This is a genomic window from Enterobacter sp. C6, assembly GCF_008122455.1.
GTDB lineage: Bacteria > Pseudomonadota > Gammaproteobacteria > Enterobacterales > Enterobacteriaceae > Enterobacter > Enterobacter pseudoroggenkampii.
In genome coordinates, this window is the sequence record NZ_QPFW01000233.1 from 21181 (window position 1) to 37935 (window position 16755).

16 protein-coding genes and 1 riboswitch are annotated in these 16755 nt (G+C 51.2%); of the genes, 10 read left to right on the forward strand and 6 right to left on the reverse strand.

The annotated features are described in order from the left end of the window. Positions 1-36: 36 nt before the first annotated feature. Together thiD and thiM are read right to left on the reverse strand one after the other, a co-directional pair. A complete protein-coding gene (gene thiD, locus DOU50_RS15480; RefSeq protein WP_148769708.1) occupies positions 37-837 on the reverse strand; it encodes a bifunctional hydroxymethylpyrimidine kinase/phosphomethylpyrimidine kinase in 801 nt (266 codons plus the stop codon). After that, the gene (gene thiM / locus DOU50_RS15485; protein ID WP_024908131.1) at positions 834-1604 is read right to left on the reverse strand and encodes a hydroxyethylthiazole kinase; all 771 of its coding nucleotides are present in this window, start codon (positions 1602-1604) and stop codon (positions 834-836) included. The genes thiD and thiM overlap by 4 nt, the downstream gene beginning before the upstream one ends. Positions 1605-1638: 34 nt before the next feature. Further along, positions 1639-1736, reverse strand: a riboswitch (TPP riboswitch). Positions 1737-2154: 418 nt separating this feature from the next. Between thiM and DOU50_RS15490 the strand changes: the two genes are divergently transcribed. The 5 genes from DOU50_RS15490 (at position 2155) to DOU50_RS23885 (ending at position 6584) form a co-directional block, all read left to right on the forward strand. Beyond that, positions 2155-2604 (forward strand): STM2901 family protein, encoded by a 450-nt coding sequence (locus DOU50_RS15490; RefSeq protein WP_148769709.1) that lies wholly within the window; start codon positions 2155-2157, stop codon positions 2602-2604. Next, complete coding sequence (locus DOU50_RS15495) at positions 2598-2924, forward strand: DUF1493 family protein (RefSeq protein WP_032646524.1); 327 nt, start codon at positions 2598-2600, stop codon at positions 2922-2924. Before DOU50_RS15490 ends, DOU50_RS15495 begins: the two co-directional genes overlap by 7 nt. Before the next feature lie 18 nt (positions 2925-2942). Beyond that, entirely contained in the window at positions 2943-3428 is a 486-nt protein-coding gene (locus tag DOU50_RS15500; RefSeq protein ID WP_148769710.1) for an Hcp family type VI secretion system effector, read from the forward strand. A 592-nt stretch (positions 3429-4020) separates the two neighbouring features. Continuing rightward, positions 4021-5814 (forward strand): YadA C-terminal domain-containing protein, encoded by a 1794-nt coding sequence (locus DOU50_RS23715; RefSeq protein WP_194266152.1) that lies wholly within the window; start codon positions 4021-4023, stop codon positions 5812-5814. A 308-nt stretch (positions 5815-6122) separates the two neighbouring features. Continuing rightward, positions 6123-6584, forward strand: coding sequence for a hypothetical protein (locus tag DOU50_RS23885; RefSeq protein WP_228117538.1), 462 nt, complete (start codon positions 6123-6125; stop codon positions 6582-6584). 249 nt (positions 6585-6833) lie between these two features. On the opposite strand, the gene DOU50_RS15515 is transcribed toward DOU50_RS23885, so the two are convergent. After that, positions 6834-8267 carry a glycoside hydrolase family 32 protein gene (locus DOU50_RS15515; RefSeq protein WP_048992484.1) on the reverse strand — a complete coding sequence of 478 codons (1434 nt, stop codon included), beginning with the start codon at positions 8265-8267 and terminating at the stop codon, positions 6834-6836. A gap of 15 nt (positions 8268-8282) precedes the next feature. Next, positions 8283-9524 carry an MFS transporter gene (locus DOU50_RS15520; protein WP_148769711.1) on the reverse strand — a complete coding sequence of 414 codons (1242 nt, stop codon included), beginning with the start codon at positions 9522-9524 and terminating at the stop codon, positions 8283-8285. 238 nt (positions 9525-9762) lie between these two features. On the opposite strand from DOU50_RS15520, the gene DOU50_RS15525 reads away from it, so the two are divergent. From DOU50_RS15525 to DOU50_RS15535, 3 genes are all read left to right on the forward strand, one after another. Then, the gene (locus DOU50_RS15525; protein WP_148769712.1) at positions 9763-10770 is read left to right on the forward strand and encodes a LacI family DNA-binding transcriptional regulator; all 1008 of its coding nucleotides are present in this window, start codon (positions 9763-9765) and stop codon (positions 10768-10770) included. A 332-nt stretch (positions 10771-11102) separates the two neighbouring features. Continuing rightward, a complete protein-coding gene (locus DOU50_RS15530) occupies positions 11103-12479 on the forward strand; it encodes a diaminobutyrate--2-oxoglutarate transaminase (protein WP_014884533.1) in 1377 nt (458 codons plus the stop codon). A gap of 18 nt (positions 12480-12497) precedes the next feature. Beyond that, complete coding sequence (locus DOU50_RS15535; protein ID WP_024908138.1) at positions 12498-13964, forward strand: pyridoxal phosphate-dependent decarboxylase family protein; 1467 nt, start codon at positions 12498-12500, stop codon at positions 13962-13964. Positions 13965-14000: 36 nt separating this feature from the next. Here the strand turns inward: DOU50_RS15535 and DOU50_RS15540 are convergent, their stop codons facing one another. After that, positions 14001-14516, reverse strand: a complete 516-nt coding sequence (locus DOU50_RS15540) for a protein disulfide oxidoreductase (protein ID WP_048992491.1) — start codon at positions 14514-14516, stop codon at positions 14001-14003. 251 nt (positions 14517-14767) lie between these two features. On the opposite strand from DOU50_RS15540, the gene DOU50_RS15545 reads away from it, so the two are divergent. Together DOU50_RS15545 and DOU50_RS15550 are read left to right on the forward strand one after the other, a co-directional pair. Then, complete coding sequence (locus DOU50_RS15545) at positions 14768-15091, forward strand: RcnB family protein (RefSeq protein WP_048992494.1); 324 nt, start codon at positions 14768-14770, stop codon at positions 15089-15091. Continuing rightward, a complete protein-coding gene (locus tag DOU50_RS15550; protein WP_148769713.1) occupies positions 15042-15521 on the forward strand; it encodes a GNAT family N-acetyltransferase in 480 nt (159 codons plus the stop codon). The genes DOU50_RS15545 and DOU50_RS15550 overlap by 50 nt, the downstream gene beginning before the upstream one ends. A 92-nt stretch (positions 15522-15613) precedes the next feature. Here DOU50_RS15550 and apbC read toward each other — a convergent pair whose 3' ends face one another. Next, positions 15614-16723 (reverse strand): iron-sulfur cluster carrier protein ApbC, encoded by a 1110-nt coding sequence (gene apbC / locus DOU50_RS15555; RefSeq protein WP_045908656.1) that lies wholly within the window; start codon positions 16721-16723, stop codon positions 15614-15616. Between the last annotated feature and the right edge of the window lie 32 nt (positions 16724-16755).

Sequence of the window (16755 nt, forward strand, 5' to 3'; positions counted from 1 at the left end):
TTTCTCAGGCGTGGTGTTTCCTGCCAGTATACTGGGTTACCACCATGCATGAAAATGATGAACCGGCCCAATACCGTGACCCACTTCCAGAGTATCGGCTTTTGCCAGCGCCGCCGAGAGCCAGGTTTTCGCTTCGCGCACCGTATCGGCCCAGCCGTTATGCCGTGGACGCAGCGCCGCCAGTGCGGCAGAGAGCGTGCAGCCCGTACCGTGGGTGTTTTTGGTCTGCACCCGCGGCGCGGTAAAACGCATTTCGCCGTCGCGGGTAAAGAGCCAGTCCGGGCTTTCCGCGTCATCCAGATGCCCGCCCTTCATCAGCACTGCCCCACAGCCCATCGCCAGCAGCGCGTTCCCCTGCGCTTTCATCTCGCGTTCAGTTTGCGCATGCGATGTGCCTAACAGCGCGGCGGCTTCCGGCAGATTGGGCGTGATGAGCGCCACCTGCGGCAGCAGCTTTGTGCGCAGCGTCTCCACGGCAGAGGCGGAGAGCAGCGGGTCGCCGCTTTTCGCCAGCATGACCGTATCCAGCACCACGTTTTGCACCTGATAGCGCTTAAGCCGCTCGGCCACCGCTTCCACAATGTCCGTTTCGGCCAGCATGCCGATCTTGGTGGTATCGATGCGCACGTCGCTGAATACCGAATCCAGCTGCGCGGCAACAAAATCCGGCTCGATACGGTAGACCGACTGCACGCCGCGCGTGTTTTGCGCCACCAGCGCGGTGATGACGGAACAGCCGTATGCGCCAAGCGCGGAGAAGGTTTTCAGGTCAGCCTGGATACCCGCGCCGCCGCTGGGATCGGTACCGGCAATGGTCAGAGCGTTAATCCGCTTCATGCCTGCTCCTCCAGCGTGTAGAGCGCATCCAGGAACACGCTGGCAAAACTGCCCGGGCCACGAGACTGCGCAATAGCGAATGAGCCAGCTCGCTTCATCCATCCGCAGGCAGCAGCGATATTATCCAGCCGGTCGCCCGGCAGCGAGCAGCTCGCCGCGACGACGGCGGAGAGCGCGCACCCGGTGCCCACCACGCGTGTCATCAGCGGGTCACCGCCGGTTACCGTTCGGGTGCGTTGTCCGTCAGTGATGTAATCCACCTCACCGGTGACGACCACAACGGCATTGGTCTGGCGGGCCAGCGCCTGAGCAGCGGGCACCGCGCTGGCGGCGGTATCGGTCGTATCGACGCCGCGCCCGCCTGCGCTCATTCCGGCAAGAGCAAGGATTTCTGAGGCATTGCCGCGAATGGCAGCCGGTTTCAGGGCAAGAATTTGATGGCAAAAACGGGTACGGAACGCGATCGCGCCAACGGCAACCGGGTCCAGCGTCCAGGGTTTGCCTGCCGCCACCGCGCTTTCTATTGCCCGACGCATCGACTGGGCGCGCGGCGCGGTCAGCGTGCCAACGTTAACCAGCAGCGCATCGGCTATCGCGGCAAACTGCTCGGCCTCTTCGGCCTCGATCACCATCGCCGGTGATGCGCCAAGCGCCAGCAAAACGTTGGCCGTAAAGGTCTGTACGACATCGTTGGTCATACAATGGGTCAGTGGAGAACGGGTTCGGAAGTGGTGTAAAACGTGTAAATCGAGCAGGTCAGGCTGCATGGGTTCGCTCCTGCCTTGCGTGAAGAAGCGATACCGGGAAGGCATCTGACTTCCCTACGCTGGCATTATCCAGATCAGGTAATACGGGTATTTCTCAGCCTTCAACGAAGAAGGGCACCCCGAGTCATTTGGTAAGCATTAGCTTACTTTTTGCCAGATTAGGGGAAGTTGCTTGCTCAAGCAAGCACACTCTTTCGGATAATGATTCTTCACGCAAGGCAGGAGCGAAAGACTTCGAATACTCAGAAAGAACAACGACACCCAATTACTCTCTGTCTTTTTAATTAAACGACTAAAAGATCCTTCACAGAAAAGAAAATAATTAACATTTTAATAGATGGTATTGAGCAGTAGCTAATGAATTCCCTTCTCTTTCCCTTATATAATTCACTGGTATCCGACTGTCTCAATGTATAGCCTGCACACATAACCTTTATCATTTAGCCAACAGCACTTTGATTTTAAGTGCTTTTTCATAAAAACAGCTTCCCCTTTGTACTTGCACGCAGTACGATTAATCAACATGTTACCTGAAACTAAAGGGTCACTGATGGATACAGTTGAAGAATTAAATGGAACATATTTCTATCGTGGCGTATGCAATATCACTGCAGGAGAGTTATTTTTTTGGATTTTACTGGATAGAGTTAATGATCAATTTGGCGGAATTAAAGATGTTATTTCAATGAGCTGTATTATTCTGGGTCTGCCATTATTAAAAACAAGAGGTAAACCTTACGGAACCACAGCGGGTACGTCAATAGCATCAAAATACCTTCGCCAACTTCTTAACACTGAATTACCTGTAAGACTTCCAACTCTTACAGAAGCGAGCATAACAACACTTAAGCCTAAATATGTTACTAACCTGGACGCTTTTGTGGGGCGTGGATTACCTGTTGTTGGTTGGGCTATAGTAGCGAGCGATATTAGTAAAATCGTTTATAAAACCGTTCGTGACTACAACACAATCGCACACGAGAAAGATCGCATATGGTAACAGATCAGGAAGTTTTAGAGCTATTCCGTAAAGAGTTACCTGTGTCAGGTACATTCACAGGAAAGCTGATACCGTTAGAGCTTGATGATATTCTTCAAGATTATGCAGACGATGATGATTTAATTTATTGCATTAATAAATACGACAGATTTTTTAATGTTGACATGTCAGCAATGAATTATCAGAAATATTATCCGTGGTTTAGAACGTGGTTCTTTAGAAGATGGTTTACTGATAAACCAGTAAAGCAAATCTCAAAACCTCTTACTGTAAGGATGTTTGCAGAATCGGCTAAAGCAGGAAGATGGTTATACGACTAACAGCAAGGAGCGTTAAAAATGGCTGTACCAGTACATTTGATTTTAAAAGATGATGGTGGATCTCAGATCATGGGGTCTTGTGACGTTTATGGACGTGATGGAAGCATAGAACTACGTAGCTTACAGCATAGCGTGATCATTCCTACAGACAATTTAACAGGTAAAGTGACAGGAAGCCGACAACATTGCTCATTCAATTTCACTAAAGAGATTGATAGTTCATCACCCTATCTGTTTAAAGCAGTTGCAACGGGGCAAACTCTTAAAAGCGCTGAGTTTAATTTCTATCGTATCAACTACAGCGGGCAAGAGGAAATTTACTACACCATTACACTAGAAAATGTGAAAGTAGTTAGCTTTAGCCCTGTGATGCATGATACCCGAACGGCTACGGGTACAGGCCATATGGAAGATGTGTCTTTAGCTTATGAAAAGATCACTCACCTTTATAAAGATGGCAATATCTTGCATTCCGATGCCTGGAATGAAAAGAGACAAGCTTAGCATAACCCACTCTAAATATGGGGCTATCATGCCCCCTCTTCTAAACTCTCCATTTCGTATAACAACCTTCTTACTTAGATATAGCAATTCAAGCCAGATACAACTTCGTATAAGTTTTCAACACATTTATTTTTAGTGAGTAACTACAGAGAAAATCTTTAGTTGAATACCAACTTTCATTCAAAACACAAAAAGGATTCAAAAGCAAAGAATGTAGAAAAATCTATAAATTTGAATTAACTGTTTTACACATTTAGCATGATTTTATAGTTAAATGCTTAAGCATACCTTATGCATTGAAATTTTCTCATGTTCTGAGATCCAGAACGTCATAAATCTTATCTAATTGTATTTATTAAGATAATACCTTTCATATTACAGCAGACCTGTTTAGCGATAAATGCTATCCATGATCTAGATCAATAATCAAAATTACACATTCATAGATAGTTACTGCACGTTGCGAAATAAGTTATCAAACTTAAATTTTGAGACTCACCAAGGTTTAATCCAGATATAACAGGAGGTTATATCTTCCTGCCCGGATAGCACCCTTACTTTAATTTTTTCTTGCATTGATGAGAGCTTTCAAATGAAGTCTTTAAATAAATCAGCTATCGCTGTTTTTATGTTTAGTGTTGTGTCTACTGGTGTAGCTGAAGCTTCTTTAACTGGTGCTGATCTTGCTGCTGCCAACTCTTACTTTAATTCACATCCAGACATTGTAAAATATGCCCCGTGGATTCGTGACAATGTAATAGCAAGCAACACATTGAATGATGCTAATAACACACTCGTAAGCAATAGCTATTATGATCAGGCGCAAGGTAAATTAATCTATGTAACACAGATTGGAGGGATCACTCCACCTGTATCTATGAGCACGTTAACCCCTTCTACACCTGCACAAGTAAATTTAGCTGCTAATATACCCGTAGTAGTTTCTGGTAACACTGCTGTAACTAATACTAAAACAACTTTAAATGAGCCTGGTTTGATTGCAGCACCAGCTAACACTACAAATGCTAACAGTATTATAACTACTCCAACTAAGCAGTCTTTGATTGTTGAACCACCAAAGCCAGTAATTAAAACTCCTCCTTTGGTTCAGAAGGTTCCTGTAGCTACGCCTGTTGCTATTCCTATAGTTAAACAACAAATTCCTACACCTATTAATCAGGGTGTACCTTCTCCATTACCACATAGCATACCTAACAAAGTACCTCCTTTGTTGACCAATAGTACCCCTAATAAAATTCCTGTCCCTATGGCTTACAACGTTCCGACGAAAGCCCCTGTACCGTTAGCTAATAACATCCCCGTTAAAGAGCCTACGCCATTACCATATAACGTACCACCCAAAATGTTGGTAAATAACACTCCTACTCCTTTGGTAGCCCCTCAAGCTATTTTACCAGTACAGAAAACTCCGGTTGTTCCACCACAGCCACAGGCTTACAACGTTCCGGTTAAACAACCAACAATTCAACCTTATAATGTGCCACCTAAAATAAGTCTCCCTATTCAGCAGATTCCTAACAAACAACCTATACCAGTTGCACAGCCTTACAATGTTCCGAGCAAAATCCCAACAGTACAAACTAACTTAATGTACACTCCAACTATACCGCCAAAAGCTATTATTCAGGCTCCTGTACAACAGATAATTAGCCGTAATGATCCTATCGGGGTTCAGGGCGGGGTTCAGAAATTAACAATCACTGTAGTAGATAGCCAAACTCCGGTAGCTACAACAATTCCTGCTCCAAATACGGCTAACACATCTTTAACCTCTGCGATTAATGCAAACGCTAAAGCTGTTGCAAACACAAACGCACTTACTACTAAAGTAGATTCAAATACATTCAAAGACGATCAGGATAGACAAGATCAAGCCCTGCAAGATGCTTCTGACAAAGCGACTCAGGCAATCAATACGAGCGCTTATGCGCAATCTTTAGCTGTTGATGCACAAACAGTAGCCGCTGCTAATAAAGCTGCTGTCGCTAACGTTCAGTCGCGTCAACAAGCACAAGAAACCACTATTCAGAATCACAGCGCACAACTGAAGAACCATGAAGAACGTATTACAGCGTTAGAAAATGAAAGTAATAACAACTTCCAGAACCTTAAGGATGATGTAGATAACAACCGTAAACGTGCTGCTGTTGGTGTTGCTTCTGTGGCCGCTATGAGCAACATCCCGCAGGTAACAGACTCTCAGACTTTCGCTATCGGTGCTGGTGCTGGCGGTTATGACTCTCAAGGTGCTGTTGCTATAGGAATCTCTGCTCGTGTTACCGATCACATCGTAACTAAAGCTTCTGTTGGTGCGGGTTCCTTCGGCGGCGCTACTTACGGGGCTGGTGTAGCTTTCGGTTTCTAAATAAAGTTTTTAACCCACGCCTCTTCGTTAGAGGCTTTTATTAAGAGTTTTAAATAACAAGCCAGTTAACCAACGATATCACTACAAACTCACCCTATGACTTATGGCTAACTGGCTTAATTTGATTATTCTGATGATAGCGAACATGACAAAATATATTTTATTCTCCACTATAGTGGCATTAGCATTAGTGGCCACAGGTTTCTTTATGGGGCTAATGTATGTTGAATGGGTGAGATTATGAAAGAAGTTATTCTTATAGATACACGCTTAACGATTCTCTTTATTTAAATAACGGTGTAGGACATATGAACAAGTTGATGATAGTAGCTTTGTCTGTTTCTGCGTTAGCGGGTTGTACTTCACAGGCTCAACGCATGGCAGATTGTGAAGCTCAAGGTATTAGCCGTGATGCTTGTTACATTGCAGAACAAAACAGGCAGGCAACGATAAACGCTTCAGCTGAAAAGCAAGCAATGGAAAATGCGCAAGCGCTCTATCCAGTACAGAAAGCACAATCTGCGCATGGTTTACCTAAAGGCTGTACACAAGTGATGGATGCTGCGGGGCAATGCAATACAAAAGCGCCTAAAGTGAATAACATCACTAAGGAAGCTGATCATGTAATGAATAAGCCTATCTCTGATAGTGCTGAATATCTTCTTGCTAATGGCTGGAAGCCTAATAATGGGGTATGGAAGAAACAAGGCTATACGCTTTTGCTGACTGTTGAAAATGGAAAAGTCGTTAATTCGCAGATTAAAAAATAATATCCCCCTGACTTAAAAGGGACTAAATAGCAAAGTATATTAGATTCGTGATTGTCAGTCTTTAGTGTATTGCTAAAGCCGCCCTTAACAGATGGGCGTTTTTTTCAATTATTCTTGAGGATTATATGATGATTGATGCAAATGAAGCAGTAAAAGAAGGGTTCGCTAAAATAAATCAGGCGACTGCGGTCGCCTTTTTTATTTGCCGGTCTCACTCCATGCAAAGGGTCAGAAATGCCATAAGCCCTTTTATTCTAACTGCCAGGCCCCGCCATGGATAAGCGACGCTCTCCCCGCCCAGGCAAACAACGCCAGCTCGCGGCCGTCTGCATCAGGATAAATACGGCTGCTGAGGCACGCCTCACCCTCGTTAACAAACACTTCAACGGAAGAGCAATCAAAGAAAAGGCGCAGGTTCAGCATGTCGTTCAGGTTAAGCGCGACGCTTCGGGTACCGCACAAGCCATACTGCGGATAGTGACGCTCCAGCACCAGGCGCTGCATCTGGACATCAACATAGATGCGTAGCCCGTCGCCGAGACGAATGCCGTATTGCTCCGCGCTGCTGTTCGCGCAATCCCATTGCAGAGTGACCTCCATCGCATCGCAGTGTTCCACCAGCGTCATCTGCTGGTTATTAAGCGTAGTTATCGGCCAGGGGAACCACGCCCCGCGCAGGGTTTCAACTTCTCTGGCTGGATGCATTTGCAGATGATTATCCGCACTCAGCGTCAGCTCGCGAGGTAAGGAGAGCATGCCTGCCCAGCCATCCTCCTGTTCCGGCAGAGGTGATTCCCACATGTCCAGCCAGCCGATAACAATGCGGCGGCCGTCGGGCGTCAGGAAACTTTGCGGCGCATAGAAATCATGCCCGTAATCCATCTCTACAAATTCACCTTCACGCACAAAGGGCTGGCCGGGCTGCCATTCACCTACCAGATACCCGCTCTGGAAAAGATTACGGTTTTTGAATCCGTCCGCCGCCAGCCCCTGAGGAGAGAACATCAGCACGCGTTTACCATTAAGGGTGAAAAAGTCCGGACATTCCCACATGTAGCCCATCTCTTTTTCAGCCACCGCGAGCACGCCCCTGTCCTGCCACTCTCGCAGATCGGCAGAACGGTACGCACGCACCTGGCCCATATCACCCTCTCGCGCGCCAACGACCATGTACCACCACTCCCCTTCACGCCATACTTTCGGATCGCGGAAGTGATGCAGTCCAGGCGGTGTGTCAATGACGGTCCCGTGCCGCACAAAGTGGATGCCGTCACGGCTGGTTGCCAGGCACTGAACCTGGTAGAGATTAGCCTCATCGCCGGGATCGCCGTGGAATTTGTGGCCGGTGTAGATCAGCGCCAGCGTGTCACCATCCACCACCGCTGAGCCAGAAAAACAGCCGTCCTTGTCGTCTGGTCCTTCCGGTGCCAGCGCAACCGGGAGGTGTTCCCAGTGAACTAAATCTTTGCTGCGCGCATGGCCCCAGTGCATCGGCCCCCACTGGGTCGAATACGGATGATGCTGATAAAAGGCGTGATACCAGCCGTCAAACCAGACCAGGCCATTCGGGTCGTTCATCCAGCCGGCACGCGCGGCGAGGTGGTAACGCGGATACCAGCGCAGGTTAAGCCCTTCGCGTCTGGACAGTAGTTCCTGTTCTGCTTTCGTAATGGAATACGTCATTTCTCTACTCTTTGATCAGATAGTGGATGGTTGCGGCATGAGCGGGTCAGAAGAGGACTTACCCGAGCGCAACAGGAAGATGGAGATAAACGTGGTGCTGAAAACTAACAACCCCATGATGAGATAGGACTGGGCAAAGCCGTATTTCTCATAGCTGTAGCCGGCCAGCGGCGACAGCACCGAGGCAATCACCGAGCTTGTACAGGCAAAGCCCACCAGATAGAGGGTGGAAGAGAGCCGCTTATCAAAATGCAGACTGTTGTATTTAAAGATGGAGACCAGCAAAACGGGCAGTTCAACCGCGTGCAATAGCTTGGTAATGGAGATTAATACCGGCCCCTCAACCAGACCCGATGACACCATACGCATCGCCATCATCATTCCCGCGAAAATCAGGCCGTTTTTCGCCCCGAGGCGATTCACCAGCCACGGGGCGCAAAACATGCCCGCCGCCTCCAGGAAAACCTGGAAGGAGTTGAGATAGCCGTACATGGCGTTCCCTTCCTGTAACGTCGGGAACTGGGACGAGAAATAGACAGGGAACTGCTGGTCATAAACGCCATAAATACAGGTGCCGATAACGAAAAACACCAGCGCCCCGAAGCGCGGCAGCGTCAGCAGGCGCAATGCATCCTCCAGCGTGACCTTACCGCCGGACACCGCTTCCTGCATGGCGTGCGGTGCGGAAGAGACCCTGAGGCGCGCCAGCAACACAAAAAACACCAGCCCGGCGCAGCTCGCCACCGCGAAGTTCAGCTTCGGATTAATGTTAAACAGGAGTCCTGCAAAAAAGGTTGCCGCCGCCCAGCCCAGCGATCCCCACATCCTCGCCTTGCCGAACTCGAACTGGCTCTGGCGGGCCACGCGCTCGGTATAGGACTCCAGAACCCCTATTCCGCCGTTAAACGTCAGCCCGATATAAACCCCGCCGAAAATACTGCCGAGTAATACGTTAATTTGCAGCAGATAACCAAACAGCAGGAAGGCCGGACCGGAAAGAATGAGCAGGCTGGTCAGAAACCAGAGCAGGTTTTTGCGCAGACCGAGTTTGTCCTGAATCAATCCATAACAGATTTGAGCAAAAAGCGCGGAGACGGAAAGCACGGCATAGATAATGCCGGTATCCCCCGCTTTTAAGCCCACTTCCTGATGAAGCCAGATGGAGAGTAGCGAGCCGGAAGATGACCAGGTGACAAAAAAGAAAAACAGTAATGCGCTCAGTAAAGGGTAGCTGTGAGAGCGATGCGTTTTCATCATGACATTCTCATGTTGGAGTAATGACGCAATGGTAACGTTAACATTGATTTTTTCTCATGCTGTTTGGTGAAGATTTAAGATGTTAATCACGAAAGTTAACGTTAACATCAAGAGAATGAGATCGCGATCAAATATTCATCACGGAGGTAAGCCTGACCTGGCATGTGCATCAGCCTTCCTTTTACATCAGCGACTTAGTTGTATACCCTTTCACACAGAGCATTAACGGAGTAAGAAAATGGCTTCCCTGAAGGACGTCGCAAAGCTGGCTAACGTATCGCTGATGACGGTCTCCCGTGCGCTGAACAGCCCGGAGCGCCTTAAGCCGGAAACGCTGGCGCGCGTTCAGCTGGCTATCGAGCAAACCAGCTACGTGCCCGATCTTTCCGCCAAGAAAATTCGCGGCGCGCATGCCTCGCCTAAAACCATAGGCGTACTGGCGCTCGATACGGTGACGACGCCTTTCTCGGTGGAGATCACGCTGTCGATTGAAGAGACGGCCAGAATGCACGGCTGGAACAGCTTCGTGATGAATATGTTTACCGATGACAACCCGGACGCCATTGTCGACCTTCTCCTTTCTCATCGGCCTGACGGAATTATCTACACCACCATGGGGTTACGTCAGGTTCCTCTCCCGGCCAAACTCCTCACCCTTCCCTGCGTGCTGGCCAACTGCGAAAGTGACGGCGAAAAGGTCGCCAGCTATATTCCCGATGATGAACAGGGGCAGTATACCGCCGTACGGGCGTTACTCGCGGAGGGTTATCGACGCCCTCTCTGCCTGCATTTGCCTGAGGGGCATCTGGCCACAACCCGACGTCGTCAGGGGCTGGAACGTGCATGCCGTGAAGCGGGACTCGACCCGCACAGCCTGGCGCACAGCTATATGGCGCTCGGCGATGAGCACTATCGTGACATTCCGTCAGTATTGCTGGCGCACATGCAGAATGGCATTCCCCGGTTCGACTCCGTTATCTGCGGCAACGACCGTATCGCGTTTATGGTCTATCAGACGCTGCTGGCGCAAGGGCTTCGCATACCGGAAGATGTCGCGGTAATCGGCTATGACAATATGGTGGGTATTGGGGAGCTGTTCCTGCCTCCTCTCACGACGGTTCAACTGCCACACTATGAAATTGGTCGCCTGAGCGCCATGCATATTATTAACGGTGAAGAGCATCAGAACACCATGCGCGTTGAAAGTCCTTTTTTGATGCGTGATTCCGTTGTGCATGCATCATGAGCACCGCTTTTTGCACATGACGCAGGAATAGAGACAGCCAGCCTCCTTTTTGCCATTCGATGGCACGTTTTGTCACACTCTTTTCTGCGACTGTACACGCCGGACAAACAGCCTGTAACAGGCTGTTTTTATTTGGCATAAAATGCAATTTTCATTTTAAAAATGGGGATATTTTCTCCCCACAGCCCCGTGTCACAAAACAGTAAACAAATTAACCATTGAGCCCCGTGGCAAAAGGCTCTATATTGGCGGCGTTTTTTTCAGGCCCCCATCTGTTTTTTAACTTTTTATTCAATCGTGGCTCATAACGAAGCGGCGGTTGTAGGAGTGATATGATGACGGATAAAGTCCGTATTGACACCGTAGATGCCCACAAAAGCAACGAAACCTATCTGGCCCGTCAGGCCGAGTTTGAATCTAACGTCAGGAGTTATCCGCGCAAACTGCCTTTAGCCATCACTAAAGCAGAAGGCGTGTGGATCACCGATGCAGATAATAAAGAATACCTTGACTGTTTAGCAGGCGCAGGGACCCTTGCGCTTGGCCATAACCATCCTGATGTGCTGAAAAGCATCCAAAATGTCATTACCAGCGGCTTGCCGTTACATACTCTGGATCTGACGACGCCTCTGAAAGACGCGTTTTCTGAATACCTGCTGTCTCTGCTGCCTGGTCAGGGCAAAGAGTACTGCCTGCAGTTCACCGGTCCATCCGGTGCTGACGCCGTTGAAGCGGCGCTGAAGCTGGCGAAAAAAGTGACCGGTCGTAGCGGTATCATCAGCTTCTCTGGTGGTTACCACGGTATGACCCACGGCGCGCTGTCCGTGACCGGCAACCTGTCTCCGAAAGAAGCGGTTGACGGTATGATGCCAGAAGTCCAGTTCATGCCTTACCCGCACGAATACCGTTGCCCGCTGGGTATCGGTGGTGAAGCGGGCGTGAAAGCGCTGACGTACTACTTCGATAACCTGATCAACGACGTTGAAAGCGGCGTGCGTAAGCCTGCTGCGGTGATCCTGGAAGCGGTTCAGGGCGAAGGCGGCGTGAACCCGGCTCCGGCTGAGTGGCTGCAGCGCATCCGTAAAGTGACTCAGGAACACGGCATTCTGCTGATCCTCGACGAAGTTCAGGCTGGCTTTGCCCGTACCGGTAAATTCTTCGCCTTCGAACACGCTGGCATTGAGCCAGACATCATCGTGATGTCTAAAGCCGTCGGTGGCGGTCTGCCGCTGGCCGTGCTCGGTATCAAAAAGCAGTTCGATGCATGGGCGCCAGGTCACCACACCGGTACCTTCCGCGGCAACCAGCTGGCGATGGCAACCGGTCTGACGACGCTGAAAATCCTGAAAGACCAGAACATCGCAGGCAAAGTGGCTGCACAGGGCGAATGGCTGAAAGGCCAACTGAAAGAAATGGCGAAGCGCTACCCGGTGATTGGTCACGTTCGCGGTCTGGGCATGATGATCGGTATTGAGATCGTTAAGCCACACGAAGCGGCTGACCACATGGGCTGCTTCCCTGGCGACGGCGAGCTGTCTGCACTGATTCAGAAGAAGTGCTTCGAAGCCGGTCTGATTCTGGAGCGCGGTGGCCGTAACGGTATCGTTCTGCGTCTGCTGCCGTCTCTGCTGATCAGCGACGAAGAGCTGAAAATCTTCCTGGATAAATTTGAGCAGGCACTGCTTGCTGCGGGCGTTCGCCCGGCGTAACCGGAGTTGTTGATTACGATGTCTGATTCAAACCCAATTTTGTTCTCCTCTGCGCAGAGCATTGAAGCTTACCAGCAGGCGATTGAACAAAGCACTCAGGCTGTGATGCAGTGGCTGAAACAGCCTGAGATGTACCAGGGCAAAACGGTCGCGGAACTGCGCGACCGTATTAAGCTGGATTTCAACCCGAAAGGGCTGGGCAACGAAGCGGCGATTGAACGCGCCGTCGAGTTCTTCCTGAAAGACAGCCTGTCCGTTCATCACCCGCAGTGTGTGGCGCACCTGCACTGCCCAAGCCTGGTCGTAAGCCAGGCGGCGGAAGTGCTGATCAACGCCACTAACCAGAGTATGGACTCCTGGGATCAAAGCCCGTCCGCAACCATCATTGAGATCAAACTGATCGAGTGGCTGCGTACCCGCGTGGGTTATCAGGCCGGCGACGCAGGTGTTTTCACCAGCGGCGGGACTCAGAGCAACCTGATGGGTCTGATGCTGGCTCGCGATGCGTTCTTCGCGCGTCAGGGTCATTCCGTTCAGCAGGACGGTCTGGTTGGCGATCTGCGCAAAATTCGCGTGCTGTGCTCCGAAAACGCGCACTTCTCCGTGCAGAAAAACATGGCGCTGATGGGCCTGGGCTACCAGTCCGTGGTGCAGGTGAAAACGGACGAATTCTCCCGCATGGATCTGACCGATCTGGCGGCGAAAATCGAACAGTGCAATGCGAACGGCGAGCAGATTCTGGCCATCGTCGCGACGGCAGGTACCACCGATGCCGGTGCTATCGACCCGCTGCGTGCGATTGCTGAGCTGGCGGCGAAGCAGAACATCTGGGTACACGTTGATGCGGCCTGGGGCGGCGCGCTGCTGATGTCTGAGCAGTATCGTCACTACCTGGACGGCATCGAGCTGGTGGATTCCGTCACCCTGGACTTCCACAAGCAGTTCTTCCAGACCATCAGCTGCGGCGCGTTCCTGCTGAAAGAAGCACGTCACTATGAGCTGATGCGCTACCAGGCGGCTTACCTGAACTCTGAGTTCGACGAAGAGGCCGGCGTGCCTAACCTGGTTTCCAAATCTCTGCAGACCACCCGTCGTTTTGACGCGCTGAAGCTGTGGATGAGCCTGGAAGCGCTGGGTCAGGAGCAATACGCGGCGATCATCGATCACGGCGTGACCCTGGCACAGCAGGTTGCGGCCTATGTGAAAGCGCAGCCTGCGCTGGAGCTGGTTATGCAGCCGCAGCTGGCAAGCGTTCTGTTCCGCTTCCGCGGACAGGTGCAGACGGATGAAGCGGGTATCGCCCTGCTGAACCAGAAAATTGGTGACGCGCTGCTGGAATCCGGCCGTGCGAACGTCGGTGTGACCGAGCATAACGGCGTCACCTGCCTGAAGCTGACGCTGCTGAACCCAACCGTGACGCTGGAAGATATTAAAATCCTGCTGTCTCTGGTTGAGCGCACCGCGCAGGAAGTTCTGGCTAAGTAATACAACACCCCTCTTCCGCCGGGAGAGGGGTTATTTTTATACACCTGCCCACCACATCCTTAATTTTAATCCCCAGTAGCTCGTCCAGCCCGTCGTGGTACTGACCACGTTCCCCTTCGACACAACCACCAGCGTTGGCGTGACGCTCACCTGCCACTGCTGCGACAAAGCACCGTTTGCATCGTTAATCACCGGCATTTTTAGCTGTTTCTTATCAACCCAGCGCTCAAGCTTTGCGTTGTCACCAGAACGCATGGCGATACTCACCACGTTCCCGCCCTCTTCTGCCAGTTGATTAACCGCAGGCGTCGTGTAGCGGCAAATGCTGCACCAGGTCGCCCAGACGTAGATCAGCAGCGGACGATCCTGGCTGAGCGCCGCAATATCGTGGATGTTGCCGTCGATGCTCTGCATCGGCGTTGCACTAAAACTGGCGGGGAGCGTCGGTTTTCGGTACTGATCAACACCCCATACTACGGCCAGCGTCAGCAGAACGAGTATGATCCCTTCCCGCGCCCAGCGGCGCAGTCGACTGATTTTACGGTTATCCATTGTGACCTCATGTTTTAACGAAGGTCATCTTAACGGGCAATACGCCATCACGCTGTAAAGAAGTGTCGGGTCTGTAAGCTGGTAAAGATCGCGTCATCGATGAGGTATACCAAAAGGAAAACGATTATCAGGTAGGTTCATTTTTGTTACATTTTTTTTCGAACAAGCCATAGTCTGATACTTAAAATAGGCAGGTTGCCGTATTGTTGGCAGGCAAAATCAAACTTAAAAACCGTTCAACTGGAGAAAAAATGGCTAAGTGTAAATGGCTGCTTCTCGGGGTCGTGATGTCTCTGGCAAGCGCGGCGAATGCAGCACCACAAGCGGCATCCGGCATCAAGGCCTATGAAGAACAAGAGTTCATCGCTGACTTCACGAAATTCAAGATTGGAGACACGGCGCCGGCTCAGTATCAAACGCCGGAGTACACCATCAAACAGTACCAGCTGCGTAACCTGCCGGCTCCGGATGCCGGAACCCACTGGACCTACATGGGCGAGAACTACGTGCTGATTGGCGATGCGGATGGCAAAATCTACAAAGCCTATAACGGAGATATTTTCTATCACCGCTAATACCATCCTGATCCGCCCCTGGCAGGAAAGCGATCGCCCTTTCCTGCGCACGATCTTCCTCCACGCCCGGCGTGAAGCCTGGCCATGGCTGGAGAGTGCAGACTGGCAGCTGGAAGACTTTGACGCGGCAACCCGTGACGAAGTGATTTGGGTTGCCACGCAGAACGGTCATCGCCTGGGTTTTGCCTCCGTCTGGACGAACGATAATTTCCTGCACAACCTGTTTGTTGACCCGCAGTATCAAAGTCTCGGGGTCGGGAAGTTGCTCCTGGAGCAGGTTCAGAAGACGTTTACCAGTACGGGTTCGCTTAAGTGTCTGGTGAAGAATGCGCGGGCTATTGCGTTTTACCAGCGGCACGGCTGGCACATTGAGGCGACGGGGGATTCTCCGGAGGGAGAATACTATCTGATGCATTATCGGCTTGGGTAAAGTCAGGTGGCGCTTCGCTTACCTGACCTACAAAACCGTATTTCGTAGGCCGGGTAAGGCGAAGCCGCCACCCGGCACTAAGCGAAGAGGAATTACACCGCGCGGAACGCGATTTCCCCTGGGATGACTTCGCCCTGCCAGTAGAGCTGCGCCGCAACGCGTCCCGCCAGCTGGCGATACATTTCTGCAAATTCGCTGTCCGGACGGCTGACCACCGTCGGCTTGCCGCTATCCAGATCTTCGCGCAGGGTAATGTGCAGCGGCATCTGTCCCAGCAGCTGGGTGTGATACTTCGCGGCCAGTTTTTCTGCGCCACCCGTGCCGAAGATAGGTTCGTGGTGACCGCAGTTGCTGCAGATATGCATGCTCATGTTCTCAACGATACCGAGCACCGGCACTTCCACTTTCTCGAACATCACGATGCCTTTTTTGGCGTCGATCAGCGCGATATCCTGCGGCGTGGTCACCACAACGGCTCCCGTCACCGGAATGTTCTGCGCCAGCGTCAGCTGGATGTCACCGGTACCCGGCGGCATGTCCAGCACCAGATAATCCAGATCCGGCCACATCGTCTCCTGCAGCATCTGCAGCAGCGCCTTGCTGGCCATCGGGCCGCGCCAGACCATGGCGTTATCGTCAGTCACCAGGTAACCGATGGAGTTGGTCGCCAGACCGTGCGCCATGATTGGCGCCATGTGGGTGCCGTCCGGCGAGGTTGGGCGCTGGTTTTCCGCGCCCAGCATGTTCGGAATAGACGGACCGTAGATGTCGGCATCCAGAATACCGACCTTTGCCCCTTCCGCTGCCAGCGCGAGCGCCAGGTTAACGGCGGTAGAGGATTTCCCCACCCCGCCTTTGCCCGAGCTGACGGCAATGATGTTTTTCACGCCGTTCACGCCGGGCTGGTTTTTCACGCGCTTCAGCGTGGCGATGCTGTGGCTCAGCTTCCAGTCGATCGCCTTCGCGCCGGTCATGCGCAGCAGCTCAGAGCTGGTCTGCTCTTTCAGCGCGTCAAAGGCGCTGGTCCAGACGAACGGCATCTGCAGCTCAATGTGCAGCGTGTCGTCCAGCCAGGCGACGTGGTGTAACGCTTTCAGCGTAGTGAGATTGTGCTTCAGGGTTGGATGCTGAAAGTTAGCCAGCGTCCCGGCGACCATTGCTCGTAAGGCTTCCGGTGATTTGGCCTGGGATTGAGAACTCATCCCGACTCCTTTGTTCTTGTGAATAAGACCTT

Bases quoted from the DNA above. Each gene is read 5' to 3' on its own strand.
- DOU50_RS23885 (WP_228117538.1), top strand. From the start codon at position 6,123: ATGAACAAGTTGATGATAGTAGCTTTGTCTGTTTCTGCGTTAGCGGGT.
- DOU50_RS15535 (WP_024908138.1), top strand. From the start codon at position 12,498: ATGTCTGATTCAAACCCAATTTTGTTCTCCTCTGCGCAGAGCATTGAA.
- DOU50_RS15540 (WP_048992491.1), bottom strand. From the start codon at position 14,516: ATGGATAACCGTAAAATCAGTCGACTGCGCCGCTGGGCGCGGGAAGGG.
- DOU50_RS23715 (WP_194266152.1), top strand. From the start codon at position 4,021: ATGAAGTCTTTAAATAAATCAGCTATCGCTGTTTTTATGTTTAGTGTT.
- thiD (WP_148769708.1), bottom strand. From the start codon at position 837: ATGAAGCGGATTAACGCTCTGACCATTGCCGGTACCGATCCCAGCGGC.
- DOU50_RS15530 (WP_014884533.1), top strand. From the start codon at position 11,103: ATGATGACGGATAAAGTCCGTATTGACACCGTAGATGCCCACAAAAGC.
- apbC (WP_045908656.1), bottom strand. From the start codon at position 16,723: ATGAGTTCTCAATCCCAGGCCAAATCACCGGAAGCCTTACGAGCAATG.
- DOU50_RS15550 (WP_148769713.1), top strand. From the start codon at position 15,042: ATGGCAAAATCTACAAAGCCTATAACGGAGATATTTTCTATCACCGCT.
- thiM (WP_024908131.1), bottom strand. From the start codon at position 1,604: ATGCAGCCTGACCTGCTCGATTTACACGTTTTACACCACTTCCGAACC.
- DOU50_RS15490 (WP_148769709.1), top strand. From the start codon at position 2,155: ATGGATACAGTTGAAGAATTAAATGGAACATATTTCTATCGTGGCGTA.
- DOU50_RS15515 (WP_048992484.1), bottom strand. From the start codon at position 8,267: ATGACGTATTCCATTACGAAAGCAGAACAGGAACTACTGTCCAGACGC.
- DOU50_RS15545 (WP_048992494.1), top strand. From the start codon at position 14,768: ATGGCTAAGTGTAAATGGCTGCTTCTCGGGGTCGTGATGTCTCTGGCA.
- DOU50_RS15520 (WP_148769711.1), bottom strand. From the start codon at position 9,524: ATGATGAAAACGCATCGCTCTCACAGCTACCCTTTACTGAGCGCATTA.
- DOU50_RS15525 (WP_148769712.1), top strand. From the start codon at position 9,763: ATGGCTTCCCTGAAGGACGTCGCAAAGCTGGCTAACGTATCGCTGATG.
- DOU50_RS15495 (WP_032646524.1), top strand. From the start codon at position 2,598: ATGGTAACAGATCAGGAAGTTTTAGAGCTATTCCGTAAAGAGTTACCT.
- DOU50_RS15500 (WP_148769710.1), top strand. From the start codon at position 2,943: ATGGCTGTACCAGTACATTTGATTTTAAAAGATGATGGTGGATCTCAG.